Raw genomic sequence first — 15,872 nt, 5'->3', positions numbered from 1 at the left:
TCCGGCATCGGGACTGGCGCCGCCCGTTGTGCAGGGGAATGACATTTTGGGGAACGTTATGTTTGGAAGTACGACGGAAAGCCGGATCAACACCACGACCGGCGGGAACCAGACCGCGCAGAGCGTCACGGCACTCTCCAATGGCGGCTGGGTGGTGACCTGGCAGCAGGGCCATGACATCTACCAGCAGGCCTATAACGCCCATGGTGAGCCGGCCGGATCCGAGACGCGGGTCAGTCCGGATCTCGGGTCGGCCGTAAATTTCGAGGCGCCGCAGGTCGTTGCGCTCACCGACGGCGGCTGGGTGACGATGTGGGGTATCTCCTATCAAAGCCTCCAGGCGCAAATCTTTCAGGCTGATGGAACGGCAGGCCCCAGCCTGGTGATTGCCGTTCAATTCGGCAGGCCGCAGGATGCGCAGATCGTCGCCCTGCCGGATGGCGGCTGGGCGGCTATCTGGTCGACCGATTATTTTATCTCGAAAGGCGTTCACGTCGCGACATTCGACGCCGGCGGCAACCCGGTCATGCCAGCAATGCGCGTCGATACCCAGACGTCGAGCCTTTTCTGGGAGAACGCCAAGGTCACACCACTCGCAAACGGCGGCTTCGTCGCGACATGGGTGGCAAGCGACTACAATCTCTACCAGCAGGTCTTTGACGAGCATGGTGCGCTGGTCGGTTCCAACGAGGGCGTGAACACGGGCGGATCGACACTCAACGGTCCGTACTATGAAGTCATCGTCCGCCCCGGCGGAGGCTGGATTGTCGCCTGGAGCGCGGGAAGCGGCCTCAACAGCGAGGTCTATCAGCGGGTCTATGACGAAAATGGCAACGCTGGCACCGTCACGCAGATCAATCGCGGCAGTGACGGTCCGCAGAACTTCGTGCAGATGGCGCTTCTGGAAGGCGGCGGTTGGGTCGTGTCGTGGGTCGGCGACGACGACACCAGCGCGGGGACGAGCAACGGCCTTTTCCAGAGGGTCTACGACGCCAACGGCGATGCGCTTGGCCCGGAAACGATGGTCAATACGACCGTCGAGGGCTGGCAATATGTTCACTCCGTCGTCGCGCTGACGGGCGGCGGCTGGGTCGTGACCTGGGAGTCGACCAATCAGGATGGCAGCGGCTTGGGTGTCTACCAGCAGGTCTATGGTGCCAACGGGCAGCCGGTCGGCGGCGAGACGCGGGTCAATGGCGAAACGGAGGGCGACCAGAAGGTCATCAAGGTCACCGCCCTGCCGGACGGCGGCTGGGTCGTGACCTGGCAATCCGCCGGGCAGGACGGCGACGGGCTCGGCCTCTACCAGCGCACCTTCTGGGTCGGCAACGACGCGCCGACCGTCGGCAACACGATCGCGGCGCAGCAGGCGACGGAGGACAGCGCCTTCAGCTTCACCTTCGCCGCAAACACCTTCTCCGATGCCGACGCGCTCGATCGGCTGACCTTTACGGCAACGCTCGCCAATGGCGACGACCTGCCGGCCTGGCTGGAATTCGATCCCGAGACCCGAACCTTCTCCGGCACGCCCGAGAACGGCGATGTCGGGGAGATCAGCATCCGCGTCATCGCGACCGATGGGGGCGGCGAAAGCGTTTCCGTCGATTTCACGCTGACGGTCGACAATGTCAACGATCCGCCGGAGCCGAACGGGACGATCGCTGCTCAGGTGGCGAGCGAGGATACGGCGTTCAGTCTTACCCTTCCCGCCAATACGTTCATCGATGTCGATGCCGGCGACACGATGACCTATGCCGCGTCTCTGACGAACCATGACCCGCTTCCGGCCTGGCTCACCTTCGATCCCGCGACACGGACCTTTTCCGGCACGCCCGACAATGACGATGTCGGGGAGGTCACCATTCGCCTGTTTGCGATCGACGAAGACCGGACGGTCGGTTTCATCGATTTCACCCTGACGGTGCAGAACGTCAACGATGCGCCGACGGTGGTGGGCATGATCGCGGCGCAGCAGGCGACGGAGGACCGGGCCTTCAGCTACACCGTGCCGGCCAACACCTTTGCGGATGCCGATGCCGGCGACACGCTCAGCTATTCGGCAAAGCTCTCCAACGGCAATGCCCTGCCGAGCTGGCTGGTGTTCAATCCGGCGACGCGGACCTTTTCCGGAACGCCGCCGACGGGCGATGCGAGCGGCATCACCGTGCGCGTGACCGCGACGGACGGGAGCGCCAGAACCGCCTTCGTCGATTTCACGCTTACCGTCACCGCCGTCAACGACGATCCGGAGCTGCCCTCCAACGGCACGGCCGCGACGGCCGAAGACAAGAAACTGACCGTCGATGTGCTGGCCGCCGCACGGGACGAGGAGGGCGATGCGCTGAGCCTCGTTTCCGCCTCCGTGCGCTCGGGCTTCGGTTCCGTCTCGATCGAGAACGGCCGCCTGGTCTACGACCCGACGAGCGCGCCGAACCAGAACCTTGCCCAAGGGGAGAGCCGTACGGTCGTCATCCGCTACACCGTGTCTGACGGCCACGGCGGCACGGCCACGGCCGACCTCAAGGTCACCGTCCGTGGCGTCTCGCCCGATGTGGTCAAGGGCACGGACGGCAACGACAGGCTGGACGGCAGCAAGGGCGCCGATGTTCTCTATGGCTATGCCGGCAAGGACGTGCTTGACGGCAAGGGTGGCGCGGACCGCCTGGTCGGCGGCGAGGGCAACGACACCTATATCGTCGGAAAGGGCGATGTCGTCGTCGAGAAGGCGGATGAGGGTATCGACCTCGTCAAGTCCGCCGTCAGCCACGCGCTGTCCAGCCATGTCGAGAACCTGACGCTGGAGGGCAGGGACAACATCAACGGAACCGGCAACAGCCTTGCCAACACGCTGACCGGCAATGCCGGCCGGAACACGCTCGATGGCGGGGCGGGCAACGACAAGCTGAACGGCGGCGCTGGAAACGACAGGCTCTATGGCGGGCAGGGTGCGGACAAACTATCGGGGGGCTCCGGTGCGGATACGTTCGTCTTCAAGTCCATCAAGGAAACAACGGTTGCCTCCTCGGGCCGCGACACGATCCTCGATTTCAGCCGCAGCCAGGGCGACAAGATCGACCTGAAGGCTATCGATGCCAGCACGAAGAGTTCTGCGAACCAGCCCTTCGATTTCATCGGCGATGAAAAATTCCACAAGAAGGCCGGGGAACTGCGCTACGAGACGAAGGCGGGCAACACGTATATCCATGGTGACGTCAACGGAGACGGCAAGGCCGATTTCACCATCGTTCTCGACAGGGTGATCGACCTCAAAGCCAGCGATTTCATCCTCTAGACGTTGCGGTATCAGCTTTGACGGTATCGGCCGGGAAGCGACCACGGCGTGGAAGAGATGGTTGCCATGCCATGTGGTCGTCCAGTGGCTGCCCGGGCGGGGCGTGCTGACGGTCGTGGTATCCCCCCCGTCGGCCGATGGGGATGTTGCCCGCCGGCAGGAACAAGCGATCCGAAAACGGTTCAGCCGCGGTCCCGATCGCCTGTTTTCGAAGAGGCGTTTTTGCCTCGGAATGTATGCGTGCGTGGCCTCATGGAATTTCGGTGTAGGCGAGGGCGCCGGCTTTGGCCTCGTTCTTTTGTTCGGCCGTCAGCCGCGCGCGTGCGGCGTCCGCGACGGTAAGGCCATTCGGCGGCTGCCACCACACGTCATGCGTCAGCGTCGACATGTCGTTGTCGAGGAGGATGTAGTCGGCAAACTTCTCCCCATGTTCGCGAAACGCCGCCGGTACGGTGTAGGCATAGTCGGCCATCTCCCGGACGCGCCTGCCGTCCTTTGCCGAAAAGATGGCGGCGCCTGTCTGGCCGACGACGGAATAAAGATCGCCCGCCGGGGAGAAGGAGGCGTAGAGACCCTTCTCCACCTTTCCGATCTGTTGTCCGGTCTGTGTATCGAACAGGAGGATTTCATAGGATCCGCCGTTGTCGAGCTGCGTGGCGACCATCCGCGTTCCATCCGCACTGAAGCCGAAGGCTATTGGATAGAGCTCCTTCGAAACCGGAACGACCCCAGAACCGACCAGGCTGTCCTGCACGAGCGACCAGTGCCCGAAGACGAGCAGCTTGGGCACATTGGTAGAGGTGTTCGTGCAGACGAACGAAAGGGAGGCGCCGTCGGCACTCAGGACCGCAAAGCCCCGGGTCAATGCCCAACCCGCCGTATTGGCCAGTCCGTTGCATTTCGTTCCAAGGTCGAACTCAAACCGCTTGGCTCCGCTGTTCACGTCCCAGCCCTGCACCAGGGCGAGACCCTGTTTGTGGAGCGTTCCGACAAGAACGGCGCCATCCGGGCTGAACACCAGGACGGGGGGATTGAGGCCACCATAGGCCGGGCCCAGATGGTCTGCGGAAAGCTTGATGGTGGAGATGGTCTTGCCCGTCGCCGCATCGGCGACCTTGGTGATCCCCTTGCCGAGATAGGCGGCAACGCGGGATCCGTCCGCCGAGAATTTTACGCTGGGGACCGCGGTTCCCACCTCGCCCAGAATGCCGATCACCGTCTTCGTGCCGGTGTCCCAGATCTCCAGCGTGCCTTTTCCGACGCCACGATATTCGCGGTCGACGGAGGCGACGACGGCCCGGTCGCCACCCACATTGGCGACCACGACGTGGATGTTGTTCGCGGGAACGGGAAGGACGATGCTGCTCGAGCGCGTGGCCGCCGTCAGCGCCTGATAGGCAAAGGGAAACTGTTCCGCGGTCCTGTCGTCGATGCTCTGCGGAAGGCCCCGGAAAGCCTCCACGATCGCGCCCTCGACATCGCCCCTCCCGAGAAGCCGTTTCGATGCTCCCGCGTGGTTTTCGGAGGCCGACTGCGCGTCCTCGAATGTCATCGTGCCGTTCAGCAGGATTTCGGCGGTGAGCGACGATTTTATCCATGGTGTCTGGGACCAGTCCGTCGCTTCGCCGACGCTTCGGGAGACCTCGCTGAGGGCGCGTTGGACGGAAAAACCGGGCGTCTTGACGGCCGTGACAAAGGCTGTTGTGAACGGGCTCAGGTCTCCCTCGCCATCCGAGGCCGTTGCGTTGGGCGACGTGGAGTAGGCGACGAAAATCCCGCGCGCCTCCTGTCTCGCGCCCGGCGTGTTGGCATCCACCTTTGCCAGCCCCCGCGCGAGGCTGCGGCCGGTTGATGCCGACAGGCCCTGGGCGTCCTCGCGCGCGAACGGATTGTTGCGACAGGCGTCAAGGAAAACGAGGATGGAGGCGGACTTCGCCTTCACGCCATCGATGATCTCGTCGATATAGACGAAGGCATCGGAAAGGGCGCCGCCGGCCTCGGCATCCGTCGCGACGATGTAGTTGCGGTCATCGATCTGTATGCCGTGTCCGGAATAGTAGACCAGGGCGATATCGTCGGGCGACAGGGCGGATTGCATGCGCAACACACAGTCGCGGATGGTCGCACCGCGGGCGTCCAGCGCCACGAAGACGGTGAAGTTCAGTTTTTGCAGCACATCCGTCACCGCGGCGGCATCCCGGGCCGGATTGCGCAGCGGTGCGATGCCGCCGCCATAGGCCGCGTTGCCGATCACCAGCGCCAGCCTGCCGGCCTTGCCTTCCGGTGCGCTGTCGAGAGGTTGGGAGCCGCCGGCCGCCATCTCCTGACAGGTATCGGCGGGGATCGTCTGCGTCGTGGTGGATGCGCTGGCGGAGGCGCATGAAAGGCACAGGCCGAGCGCCAGCGTTGCGTACGCGAGCAAAGTTTTCACGAGCATGACCAGTTCCTCGAGGGAAAGACCAACGGTGAATGTGCTGCAGTGCCTGAAATGAAGGCGTCACAGTAGCAGCTTCATTAGGAGGCGTAAATATTATTGCCGTCTGAACACTGCATCGCGCGGACGGCTGAGGTTTGCAGGAGGCAGGCCGGATGATGGGGGGAAGCAACGCCTTCCGGGGAAAGCGTTGCCCTGCTGCAAATGTCGGCCGGGTATGCCTTGTGTTCGCACCCGGCGCGCAGGGTGTCAGGCAATGATGGTGATCGTTCCCTTCATGTTGGGGTGGAAGCGGCAGTAGTAGGCGACGCTGTCGTCAGCGGTGGCAACGTGCGTGATCGTCTTGCCGGGTGGGATCAGGATGTCCCAGCCGCCCTTGACGGTGGCGGTGTGGGAAAAGGGATCCCGGTTGGTCCATTCGATGGTCTCGCCGGCCTTGACCTTTATGTCGGCGGGCAGGAAGGCGAGTTTTTCGATGGCGACGTGCACGGTGCCGTTATGGGCGCGGGCAAGCGCATGGCTGGCGAGGACGGCTGCGCCTGTCGCAAGGATCTGCCGCCGGCTGAGGGAGGGCATGGTCATTTCAGGGCGGCCGCGACATGTTCGGCGTGCTGCTGGTGGCCCTGGAAGAGTTTCAGGCCGGTTTCGAGCAGGCTCTTCAGCTCGGCATTTTCCGCGGAGGGGATGAGCAGGGCTTCCAGCGCCTTGTTGACCTCGCCGTGATAGGCGACCTCGTTGTTGATATAGGCCTTGTCGAAGGCCGCGCCGTCGAGCTTGGCGAGTTCGGCGCGCTTGTCCTCGGCGGCCCTGGCAAGGGCCTGGCTGGTGGCGTTGTCCTGCGGCGTCACGTTCAGCTTCTTGACGAGGGCAAGAGCCATGTCGTTGACGGCCTCGTGGTCCTTCTGCATCGACTGGGCGAAGGCGAGCAAATCGGCATTCTTCGTCTTCGACAAAGCGAGCTTGGCGGCCTCCACGTCGATGAGCCCGGCGCTATAGGCGATATGGGCGATCTCGGGATCGGTCGGCTTGTCGGCGGCGCCGGCGAGGGAGGCGGCAAGGGCAAGGCAGGCGGCGCCGAGCGTGGTCATGAGGGTCTTCATCGGGTTTCTCCTTGGCCGGCGGTGCCGGCCCTGTTTCGGTAACGCAGCATTGGATGCCGCACCGCCGCCGGGGTTCCCGTCAGCCTGCAAGGCCGAGTTTTGCAATGACGGCCTCCGTCAACCGGTCGCAGCGCGCGCCGGCAAAGGGGAAGGCGTCGATCAGCACCGGGCCGATCTGCGCCTCGAGCCGTGCCCGGATCAGCTTGCGGGCGCGGTGAAGCCGTGTCTTGACGGTGGCCGGCGGCAGGTCGAGCAGCGCGGCGGCCTCCTCGACGCTGAGGCCCTCGATGACACGGGCGACGAAGACGAGGCGGAAAGTTTCGGGAAGCGCGTCGGTCGCCTCCTCGACGAGGTGCAGGAGTTGTCGCTGGGCCATGAGGCGCTCCGGGTCCTCGATGGAGGAGGCAAGCGGGAAGGGGATGATCTCGGCCTGTGTCGGGCCGGCCGGGGGTGCGGCGCGCTTCAGCCGTTTCTCGGCGCGAAGGCGCATCAGGGCGGTGTTGAGGGCGATGCGCGACAGCCAGGTCGACAGCGAGGCCTCGCCGTTGAAGCCCTGAAGATGGGCGAAGGCCTTCAGATAGGCCTCCTGCAGGACATCCTCCGCATCCGCATTGTTGCGGATGACGGCCCGCACGAGACGGTAGAGGCGCTGGTTGTGGTGCTTGATGATGCGGCGGACCGCATCGGCGTCGCCAGCGGCCGCGCGCGCCACGAGGCCAGCTTCGTCCTCGATGGCGGCGGCGGGGGTAGCATTGGCATTGGACAAGACGGGCATGCTTGTTCTCCTTCCGGGACCATATTGGATGCCGGCGGTGCCGCAAGGTTCCCGGAAAAATCCGCCTGTATCGCGACGCGCGGGGTCGGCGAAGGACGGCTGACAGATGGCGGGAACCGGCTATAGTCGCCGGCGGCTCGCAATGCCTGTGGTGGCGGCGCGACACGACATGGAGACTGAAAGATGAAGCCCACCCCCATCACGGCGGCGCCCGGCGACGCCGCCGTCCGCAAGGCGATCAAGCCGGTGATCTGCTATCCGGTCGAGACCCTGCCGCGTCCCGACCTTGCGGCCTATCGCGCGCTCCGGGACGACCTGACGCTTGTCGAAACGGTCGTCATACCGCCGCGCGAGGCCGCCACCTGGTCGGTGCCGGCCGGACATTTCTGCCGTCTTGTCTGCAGCGAGGGGCCGCAGGTGGGCGACCTCAACCTCTTCAATGCGCAGGATCTGAAGGAACGGCTCTACACGGGCAAGACACGCGCGCTCGCCGGCACCCATGTCGGCCTCGGCGACCAGCTCTTTTCCAATTTTCCCTATCTGCGCCCCATCGCGACGATCACGCACGACACGCTCGACTGGTACGGCTTCGACGCGTTCGGCGGCGCAGTGCATGACGTGATCGGCACGCGCTGCGACCCCTATACGCACAACCTGCTCAGCCACGGCGGGCAGTATCACCATTGCTGCCACTCGAACCTCACCCGCGCCTTTGCGGCGAAGACCGGCATGGCGCTGCGCGAGGCGGAAACCTATGTGCACGACGTGCTGAACGTCTTCATGTGCACCGGCTTCACGCGCGATACCGGCCAGTATTTCATGAAGGCGAGCCCGGTGCGGCCGGACGACTATCTGGAGTTTTTCGCCGAGATCGATCTTCTCGGCTGCATGTCGGCCTGCCCGGGTGGGGATTGCTCTGCGCAGCACTCGTCCGACACGGCAGCGTGTTACCCCATGGTCGTCGAAATCTACAAGCCTAAAACCCTGCCGGCCGGCTGGGCGCCGCCGCCGGTCAACGGCTACGATGGTAGCCATGGTCTATAGGGGATTTCCGAGCCGAAGCGGTGACGCTTCGGCTCGGGCGCTATCGTGGAACAATAGCTGCGCCGGCTGCCCGCTCGACCCTAGAGAATGAAGTCATCCCTGTTGAGGCTTTTCTGGCCTTCCAGCGTGACCTGGATTCCATTGATCGAGACGACCACGCCTGCCGCTGTCGTCTGGATATTGATGTCGTTGAAATCCAGCGGATTCGTGCGGGTCGAGAAGGCTGAGAGGTCGATCTTGTCCTGACCGCGGGTGAAATCCATGATGCGGTCCTTGCCGGTGTTCTCCCGGAAGATGAAGATGTCGTTGCCGGCTCCACCCCAGAGCTCGTCGTTGCCGGGACCGCCATGAATCCGGTCATCGCCGGTGCCGCCATAAATCTGGTCGCTCCCCGCGCCGCCATAGAGGATGTCGTTACCGCTGCCGCCACCGAGAAGGTCGTCGCCGGCGCCGCCGCCCAGGGTGTCGTCGTCGTCGCCCCCATACAGCTTGTCGTTGCCGCCGCCGCCCCAGAGCTTGTCCTTGCCGTCGCCGCCGTAGAGCCTGTCGGCGCCGCTATCCTTTCCGCCATAGAGCTTGTCGTCGCCACCACCGCCGAAAAGCGTGTCGGCGCCCGGGCCGCCGCCGAGAATGTCGTTGCCGCTGCCGCCCTTCAGCAGGTCGTCGTCTTCCCCGCCCCACAATGTATCGTTGCCAGCGCCACCGTCGAGATGGTCGTCTCCGCCCTTGCCGGAGAGCAGGTCCGCCCAGTTCGTTCCGGTGAATCGGTCGTCGCCATCGCCTCCGATGAGGATCTTGCCCTTGTCCGTGTCGGGTGTCGTCGGCGTCGGTGTCACGTTGAAGGTGATAACGCGCTCGGTCTGGTCGATATCCTTGCCGTTGTGATCGGTGCCCCCGTCGTCGATGACCTTGAAGCCGATCGTCGTCAGGGCGTTGCCGTCCTCGCCCGCCGGGGGCTCCCAGGTCAATTTCCCGGCGGTGATATCCGCAACCGCGATCGTCTGCCCCGCCGTGATGGCAATGCCGTTCAGAAGGACAGTGCCCTTCGTCGGGAGCGTCGTTATTTTTACACCGGACAGGCTGTTGCCGTTGGTATCGGAAAAACCGAAATCGGCGACCTTGAAACTATAGGCCGTGTTTTCCTTCGCCGTGAGGGTTGCATTGGTCCCGGTGGGGGCGTCGTTGACGCCGAAGTAGATCTTCTGGGCGATGTTCTGGAATTCTCCAGGCACACCCATTTTGAAACTCTGCCAGGTGACCACCCAGCCGCCACCCGGTAGCGCCGTTACGGACGGGAACTCCTGATCGCTCGCCGTTATGTCGTTTACGAGGACCTCGTTTCCGACTGCCGTGCCGCTCGAATTATAGTAGCGTAGGTAAATGTCGTTGGCGCTTTGCCAGGTGACGACCCATCCACCGTCGGTCAGGGCGGTGATGGACGCATTTTTCTGATCGCCTGTCGAGGTCGTGTTGACCTGCGTTTCCCCTGACCCCAGGGCGTTGCCGTCCTTGTCGTATCTTTGCTGGTAGATGCCGGTTCCATTTGTATCGGGTGATTGCCAGGCGACGACCCAGCCGCCGTCCTTCAACCCCGTGACGATGGCATTGGCCTGTGCACCCGCCGTAAGGCTGTTGACAGGCGTTTCCACGCCTTCCTGGGTGCCGTCGGTCTTAAAACGCTGCTGGTAGATGCCGGTTCCGTCAGCATCGGGTGACTGCCAGGTAACGATCCACCCGCCGTCCTCCAGCACGGCGACGGAAGGCTTGGTTTGGTTTCCGGCAAGTGTGGTGTGGACACGAACTTGTGCGAGCGTGGTCGGATCGCCATTTGCATCATACTGTTGCTGGAAGATGCCGTGGCCATTGCCGGCGCCATCGTTCCGAGATGCCCACACGACGACCCAGCCACCATTGGGCAACGGGGTCACGGTGGGCATTTCCTGTACGCTGCCCACGTCCGTATTGACGACCTCTCCCACGGCGGTCGTCGCAGTGCCGTCTGCATCGTAGCGCCGCTGGTAGATTTCCGGGCCGCCTGCTTCATCGCCGACCCACGTTACAAGCCAGCCGCCGTCCTTGAGGGCGGTTATCGCAGGTTGATACTGCGATTCGGCGGTCGTCGTGTTTACCAGCACTTCGACGCCGTCTGGCGTTCCATCCGGTTTGTAGCGTTGTTGGTAGACGCCGTCGTTCGAGCCGTCCTGTCCCCAGGATTGCCATGTCACCACCCAGCCGCCGTCCTTGAGCATTGCAACGGATGGCTCCAGCTGCTGGCCCGGCAAGTGTGTGTTGACCATGGTTTCGGTGCCTACCAGGATAGTCATGGCGGTTCTTCCCTGTTTGTGGCGCATCTTGGACGATGGCCATTTTTGGTTGAATTCCCTTAAAAGTAGAGGAGTATGAGGTTGAGCTCGCGATGGCAAGTGTCGGATGGGTTGTAGCGAAAAGAATTCTCCGGTTTCACGGGGGCGGGAAATGCCGGCCGTGTTTTTTGGCCTCGTGAGGCGGCTGTCCGCTCGATCAACGGGCGTATCCTGTGCTTCACGCCGCGCCGGGCTATCGGTGCCGCCACGCCTTCAGAAGGATGGCGGCACCCGTGTTCGTTGCATTGCCAGCCGCGTCCGGCATCCGTCAGCGCGGGCGGCGGATGGCGCGGATCTTTCCGCTGTTGCCGCCGCCGCAGAAGAAGCGGTCGGCGCCGTCGGATTCGAGGCCGGAGACGCCGATGCCGGCGGGCATGGTGATGGTGTCGAGCACGGCGCCGGTTTTTGGGTCGAGGCGGCGCAGGTCGCTTTCCTCGCCCTCCCAGGTGCCGTGCCAGAGCTCGCCGTCCACCCAGGTGACGCCCGTCACCATGCGGTTGCTCTCGATGGTGCGTCGCACGGTGCCGGTTTCCGGGTCGATTTCGTGGATCTGCCGGCTGCGGTACTCGCCGACCCAGAGCGAGCCTTCCGCCCAGGTGAGGCCGGAATCGCCGCCGTTGCCGGGGGCGGGGATGGTGGAGACGATGGCGCCGGAGGCCGGGTCGATCTTGTGGATGCGGTCCTCGGCGATCTGGAAAAGGTGGCGGCCGTCATAGGCGGTGCCGGCATGGGCGGAAAGGTCGATCGTGCGCAGCAGGCGGCCGTCGTCCGGATCGAGCGCGTTGACCTTGTCGCCCGAGGCGAACCAGACGGCCTTGCCGTCGAAGGTGACGCCGTGGACCTGGTCCACGCCGGGGAAGGGGCCGTATTCGCGCAGAATGTCTGCTTTGGACGTGGTCATGCTTGTCTCCTTTGAATCGTTGATGCGGTGGTCCCGTCGTGTCGGGGCGATTGCCGGGATCGGCGCCGTGTGCTTCAGCCCCCTGGTCTTGCGCATGTCGCCGCGGCAAGGCCGCCGCGGACTGGTGCGGGTTCCGTTTTTAGCTGCCGGGCAGCGGACCCGGGAGTAACAAGAGTGTCGAGAAAGCGCCGGGCACCGGCGTCAGCCAGCGCCGGCTTCGGCCGCGGCCGACAGCCTGCACCTTGCCGGCGGCGAAAAGCTCTTCGAGTGCGCGCTGCACGGTGCGGGCGCTCGTGCCGAGCGCGATGGCGAGTGCGGAACTCGACCAGGCCTCGCCATCGGCAAAGAGGGCCAGCACATCGGCATGCGGTTCGTCATGCGGCGGCGCCAGCACGGCAACGGCCCGCCCGCCACGGGGCAGCAGCCGGAAACCGTCCTTCGTGGCGGTGGCCCCGGCAAGCGGTTCGAGCTCGGTCCGCAGCCGGCCCATTTCGACGCGCAGGCGTGCCCGGTGGGATTCGTCGGCATGCCGGGCCCGGAAGGCGCGGAGCAACAGGTGTTCCCGGCTGGCATCGGCGGGAAAGGCCTCGGCGAGCGTGCGCAGCAGCGCAAACAGGATCGGCCGCGTGGCCAGCGAGATGCGGGTCTCGCCGCAGCGCACGACATGGCGGCAGGCATCGACCACCAGTCTGTCGGTTGCCAGCAGCGCTTCGACCTCGGCGGGCAGCATAAGGCGCTCCTCGCCATCCGCGATCGCGCGGGCGGTCGGTCTTTGCAGGATCGCGGCCGCGTCCTCCACCTCCTGAACAAGGGCGGGAATGCCGGCGTGCCGGGCGGCCTCCGCGGCGCGTGCAAAGGCCTCGCGGGCCGCTGCCGTGCGCAGGCGGCGGGTCGCGATGCCGGCAGCGGCGAGGGCATGCGCGGCCCGAAGCGGCGGGGTCAATGCTGCGGGATCGAGCGTGGCGAGCTGCGCTGCGGCGTCGTCGAGCCGGCCGATCAGGAGCAGGCGGCGGATGGCGAGTGTCCGGGCATGGGCGGCGTTGGGCCGGTCGCCATGGGCCGCAAGCGTCGCCTCGGCAGCGGCGAGCGCCTTCACCGGCCAGGCAAGGTCGCGCGAGACGAGGGCGATCTCGGCTTGTGCGACGACACAGCGCGCCCGCGCCATCGGCTCGCGCGGCCCGAAGGCGCGAGCGGCGTTCTTCAGCAGCGCCTTCGCGCGCTCGAGATCGCCGAGCTGCGCCATGGCGATGCCGCGCAGGGCCAGGGCCGGTGCGTCGTCACGCAGCGCGACGCGGCTCAACGCGCCGAGCGGATCGCCGGTTGCGAGCGCCCGGGCGGCGGCGATGATCATCGAGTCCATGCAATTCCCGTCACACTTGTAACTCCCGCTTCGCGGCGACCACCCCTTACGTTTGGTGCATCGCTAGAGAAGAAAGGCGTTTCACGATGCGCAATCAAGTCGTTTCACACGAGGACTGGCTGAAGGCCCGGCTGGCGCTGCTCGCCGCGGAAAAGGAATTCACCCGCCAGCGCGAGGCGCTGACCCGCCAACGGATGGCGATGCCCTGGGAGCGGGTGGGGAAGGCCTACCGCTTCGACGGGCCGGAGGGCGTCCTGACGCTGGAGGACCTTTTCGCCGGGCGCTCGCAGCTCCTCGTCTATCACTTCATGCTGGGGCCGGACTGGCAGGAGGGCTGCAAGTCCTGTTCCTTCTGGGCCGACAATTTCAACGGCATTCCGGTTCATCTCGCCCAGCGCGACGTGACCTTCACGGCGATCTCGCGCGCGCCGCTGGAAAAGATCGATGCCTACCGGCGGCGCATGGGCTGGAGCTTTCCGTGGGTCTCCTCGGGCGGCAGTGACTTCAACTTCGACTACCAGGCGTCCGCGACACCGCAGGAGCAGGCGGCGGGGCGCGCCTACTACAATTTCGAGATTTGTTCGAACACCATGTCGGAAATGGTCGGCGTCAGCGTCTTTTACAGGAGCGGGCCGGGCGAGGTGTACCACACCTACTCCTGCTACGCGCGCGGCGTCGAGATGGTGAACGGTGCCTATCACTTCCTCGACCTCGTGCCGAAAGGCCGCGACGAGGACGGCCTTCGCTATCCGATGGAATGGGTAAGGCGGCACGATCAATACTGATTTGGGCGCGGCCCCGGCCAGAAGCTGGCGGCCGCAGAGGAGATGACAATGATCCATACGCATTATCGCTGGGTGATCGTCGCCGCAGGCGGCCTTCTCGGCTGCATCGCCATCGGCGCGATGTTCTCGCTGCCGGTCTTCCTGCTGCCGATCGCCAAGGACACCGGCTGGTCGGTGACCGGCATTTCCACCGCCATGACCATCGGCTTTCTCGCCATGGCCTTTGCGAGCATGTTTTGGGGCAGCCTTTCGGATCGCTGGGGGCCGCGGCCTGTCGTGCTGGCAGGCTCGGTGCTTCTGGCGGCAAGCCTGATGGCTGCGAGCGTCACCACCTCGCTTCTCGCCTTCCAGTTCGTCTTCGGGCTGGTCGTCGGTGTGGCGGTCGCTGCCGTCTTCGCGCCGATGATGGCCTGCGTCACCGGCTGGTTCGACACGCACAGGAGCCTTGCCGTCTCGCTCGTCTCGGCCGGCATGGGCATGGCGCCGATGACCATGTCGCCCTTTGCCGCCTGGCTGGTCACCTTCAACGACTGGCGCGCCTCGATGCAGATCATCGCGCTTCTCGTCGCCGTCGTGATGATCCCGGCCGCCCTCCTGGTGCGGCGTGCGCCGGCGCTGGAGGCGGGTGGCGATGAGCTTGCGGCGGCCGACGAGCCGCAGGCCGGCATGACAACGCGCGATGTCCTGAAGACACCGCAGTTCATCATCCTGTGCCTGACGAACTTCTTCTGCTGCGCCACCCATTCCGGGCCGATCTTCCACACGGTGAGCTATGCCATCACCTGCGGCATTCCGATGATCGCCGCCGTCTCGATCTACAGCATCGAGGGCCTTGCCGGCATGGGCGGCCGGGTCGCCTTCGGCCTGCTCGGCGACCGGTTCGGCGCCAAGCATATCCTGGTGCTCGGCCTTTTTGCACAGGCCTTCGGGGCGCTCGCCTATGTCTTTACCGGCGGGCTGGCCTCCTTCTATGTCGTGGCGGGCCTGTTCGGCTTCATCTATGCCGGCGTCATGCCGCTCTATGCGGTGATCGCCCGGGAAAACTTCCCGCTGCGCATGATGGGCACCGTCATCGGCGGAACGGCCATGGCCGGCAGCCTCGGCATGGCGCTGGGGCCGGTGGCGGGCGGGCTGATCTACGATACCTTCGCCAGCTATACCTGGCTCTATGTCGGCTCGTGGGGCATCGGCCTCGGCGCTTTCCTGATCGCCATGACCTTCCGACCGGTGCCGAAGGCGCGCGAGGCGCTGGCGGCGGCATAACCGCGAACAATCGACCCGCCGTCCATTCGGGCGGCGGGGTTTCTGGAGAGAAGGCAGCGGTCTTCAGGCTGCGCCTGCGGGATCGCCGATCGGCATCAGCGCCGGTTTCGTCGCCTGTTCGCGCCTGGTCTTCTCGGCTTCGGTCTCGGGCTCGGCGGTGGTATCGCCGGGCTCGAGATCGTTCCGGGGCTTGTGTTCGCCGGGGGAGGGGCGCTTCGGGTCGCCTTGTGCTTTCGGGCTCGTCATGTCCGTCTCCTTAGAAATTCAGGAACTGCGCCGGGTTCTGGCGGGCGCGCATCAACAGGTCCAGCTCCCGTTTGGACGGGCCGAACTTGTCGTAGAGGCGCTTGGCCTCCTGCGCTGGCAGATCGTAGGCCGTGCGAAAGGTTTCTATCGTGTAGCGTTCTCCCGACAGCCTTCGGTGGTCGGGAAAGAGCTTGGACTGGTCCGGCATCGAGCATCACGCCTCATTGTCAAGGGCATGACCTCAACCGGTAACCGTGCCGATTGTTCCCGCAGGCATACGGGAAAAATTCGGGTGCTTTGCAGCCAGCG

13 protein-coding genes are annotated in these 15,872 nt (G+C 64.9%); 4 read left to right on the top strand and 9 right to left on the bottom strand.

What is annotated here, in order from left to right; all coding sequences use genetic code 11:
• The first annotated feature begins 58 nt into the window (after nucleotides 1-58).
• Nucleotides 59-3,292 (top strand): putative Ig domain-containing protein, encoded by a 3,234-nt coding sequence (locus K0P03_RS12275; protein WP_272789720.1) that lies wholly within the window; start codon nucleotides 59-61, stop codon nucleotides 3,290-3,292.
• Between the two features lie 250 nt (nucleotides 3,293-3,542).
• Here K0P03_RS12275 and K0P03_RS12270 read toward each other — a convergent pair whose 3' ends face one another.
• The 4 genes from K0P03_RS12270 to K0P03_RS12255 all read right to left on the bottom strand — a co-directional run bounded on the left by K0P03_RS12270 (nucleotide 3,543) and on the right by K0P03_RS12255 (nucleotide 7,601).
• The gene (locus K0P03_RS12270) at nucleotides 3,543-5,729 is read right to left on the bottom strand and encodes a caspase family protein (protein ID WP_272789719.1); all 2,187 of its coding nucleotides are present in this window, start codon (nucleotides 5,727-5,729) and stop codon (nucleotides 3,543-3,545) included.
• Between the two features lie 246 nt (nucleotides 5,730-5,975).
• A complete protein-coding gene (locus K0P03_RS12265; protein ID WP_272789718.1) occupies nucleotides 5,976-6,302 on the bottom strand; it encodes a cupredoxin domain-containing protein in 327 nt (108 codons plus the stop codon).
• 2 nt (nucleotides 6,303-6,304) lie between these two features.
• Nucleotides 6,305-6,826 (bottom strand): DUF4142 domain-containing protein, encoded by a 522-nt coding sequence (locus tag K0P03_RS12260; protein ID WP_443020545.1) that lies wholly within the window; start codon nucleotides 6,824-6,826, stop codon nucleotides 6,305-6,307.
• 79 nt (nucleotides 6,827-6,905) lie between these two features.
• Nucleotides 6,906-7,601 (bottom strand): RNA polymerase sigma factor, encoded by a 696-nt coding sequence (locus tag K0P03_RS12255; protein ID WP_272789717.1) that lies wholly within the window; start codon nucleotides 7,599-7,601, stop codon nucleotides 6,906-6,908.
• A 183-nt stretch (nucleotides 7,602-7,784) separates the two neighbouring features.
• Here K0P03_RS12255 and K0P03_RS12250 point away from each other — a divergent pair, with 183 nt between their 5' ends.
• The gene (locus K0P03_RS12250; RefSeq protein WP_272789716.1) at nucleotides 7,785-8,645 is read left to right on the top strand and encodes an urea carboxylase-associated family protein; all 861 of its coding nucleotides are present in this window, start codon (nucleotides 7,785-7,787) and stop codon (nucleotides 8,643-8,645) included.
• 80 nt (nucleotides 8,646-8,725) lie between these two features.
• On the opposite strand, the gene K0P03_RS12245 is transcribed toward K0P03_RS12250, so the two are convergent.
• The 3 genes from K0P03_RS12245 to K0P03_RS12235 form a co-directional block, all read right to left on the bottom strand.
• Nucleotides 8,726-10,969, bottom strand: coding sequence for a M10 family metallopeptidase C-terminal domain-containing protein (locus K0P03_RS12245; RefSeq protein ID WP_272789715.1), 2,244 nt, complete (start codon nucleotides 10,967-10,969; stop codon nucleotides 8,726-8,728).
• A 307-nt stretch (nucleotides 10,970-11,276) separates the two neighbouring features.
• Nucleotides 11,277-11,909: a Vgb family protein gene (locus tag K0P03_RS12240; RefSeq protein WP_272789714.1), complete on the bottom strand. Its 633-nt coding sequence runs from the start codon at nucleotides 11,907-11,909 to the stop codon at nucleotides 11,277-11,279.
• Nucleotides 11,910-12,048: 139 nt separating this feature from the next.
• Entirely contained in the window at nucleotides 12,049-13,269 is a 1,221-nt protein-coding gene (locus tag K0P03_RS12235; protein ID WP_272789713.1) for a helix-turn-helix domain-containing protein, read from the bottom strand.
• 86 nt (nucleotides 13,270-13,355) lie between these two features.
• On the opposite strand from K0P03_RS12235, the gene K0P03_RS12230 reads away from it, so the two are divergent.
• Both K0P03_RS12230 and K0P03_RS12225 read left to right on the top strand, forming a co-directional pair.
• Nucleotides 13,356-14,054, top strand: a complete 699-nt coding sequence (locus tag K0P03_RS12230) for a DUF899 domain-containing protein (RefSeq protein WP_023516177.1) — start codon at nucleotides 13,356-13,358, stop codon at nucleotides 14,052-14,054.
• A gap of 48 nt (nucleotides 14,055-14,102) precedes the next feature.
• On the top strand, nucleotides 14,103-15,317 hold the full coding sequence (locus K0P03_RS12225) for an MFS transporter (protein WP_272789712.1): 1,215 nt from the start codon (nucleotides 14,103-14,105) through the stop codon (nucleotides 15,315-15,317).
• Between the two features lie 63 nt (nucleotides 15,318-15,380).
• Here K0P03_RS12225 and K0P03_RS12220 read toward each other — a convergent pair whose 3' ends face one another.
• Entirely contained in the window at nucleotides 15,381-15,563 is a 183-nt protein-coding gene (locus tag K0P03_RS12220) for a hypothetical protein (protein WP_272789711.1), read from the bottom strand.
• Nucleotides 15,564-15,573: 10 nt separating this feature from the next.
• On the bottom strand, nucleotides 15,574-15,771 hold the full coding sequence (locus tag K0P03_RS12215; protein WP_023516174.1) for a hypothetical protein: 198 nt from the start codon (nucleotides 15,769-15,771) through the stop codon (nucleotides 15,574-15,576).
• Nucleotides 15,772-15,872 lie beyond the last annotated feature (101 nt).

It is taken from the genome of Shinella sp. HY16 (genome assembly GCF_028534175.1).
Taxonomy (GTDB): Bacteria; Pseudomonadota; Alphaproteobacteria; order Rhizobiales; family Rhizobiaceae; genus Shinella.
The sequence above is the reverse complement of the archived record's forward strand: the minus strand, read 5'-3'. Positions and strand labels throughout refer to the sequence as shown.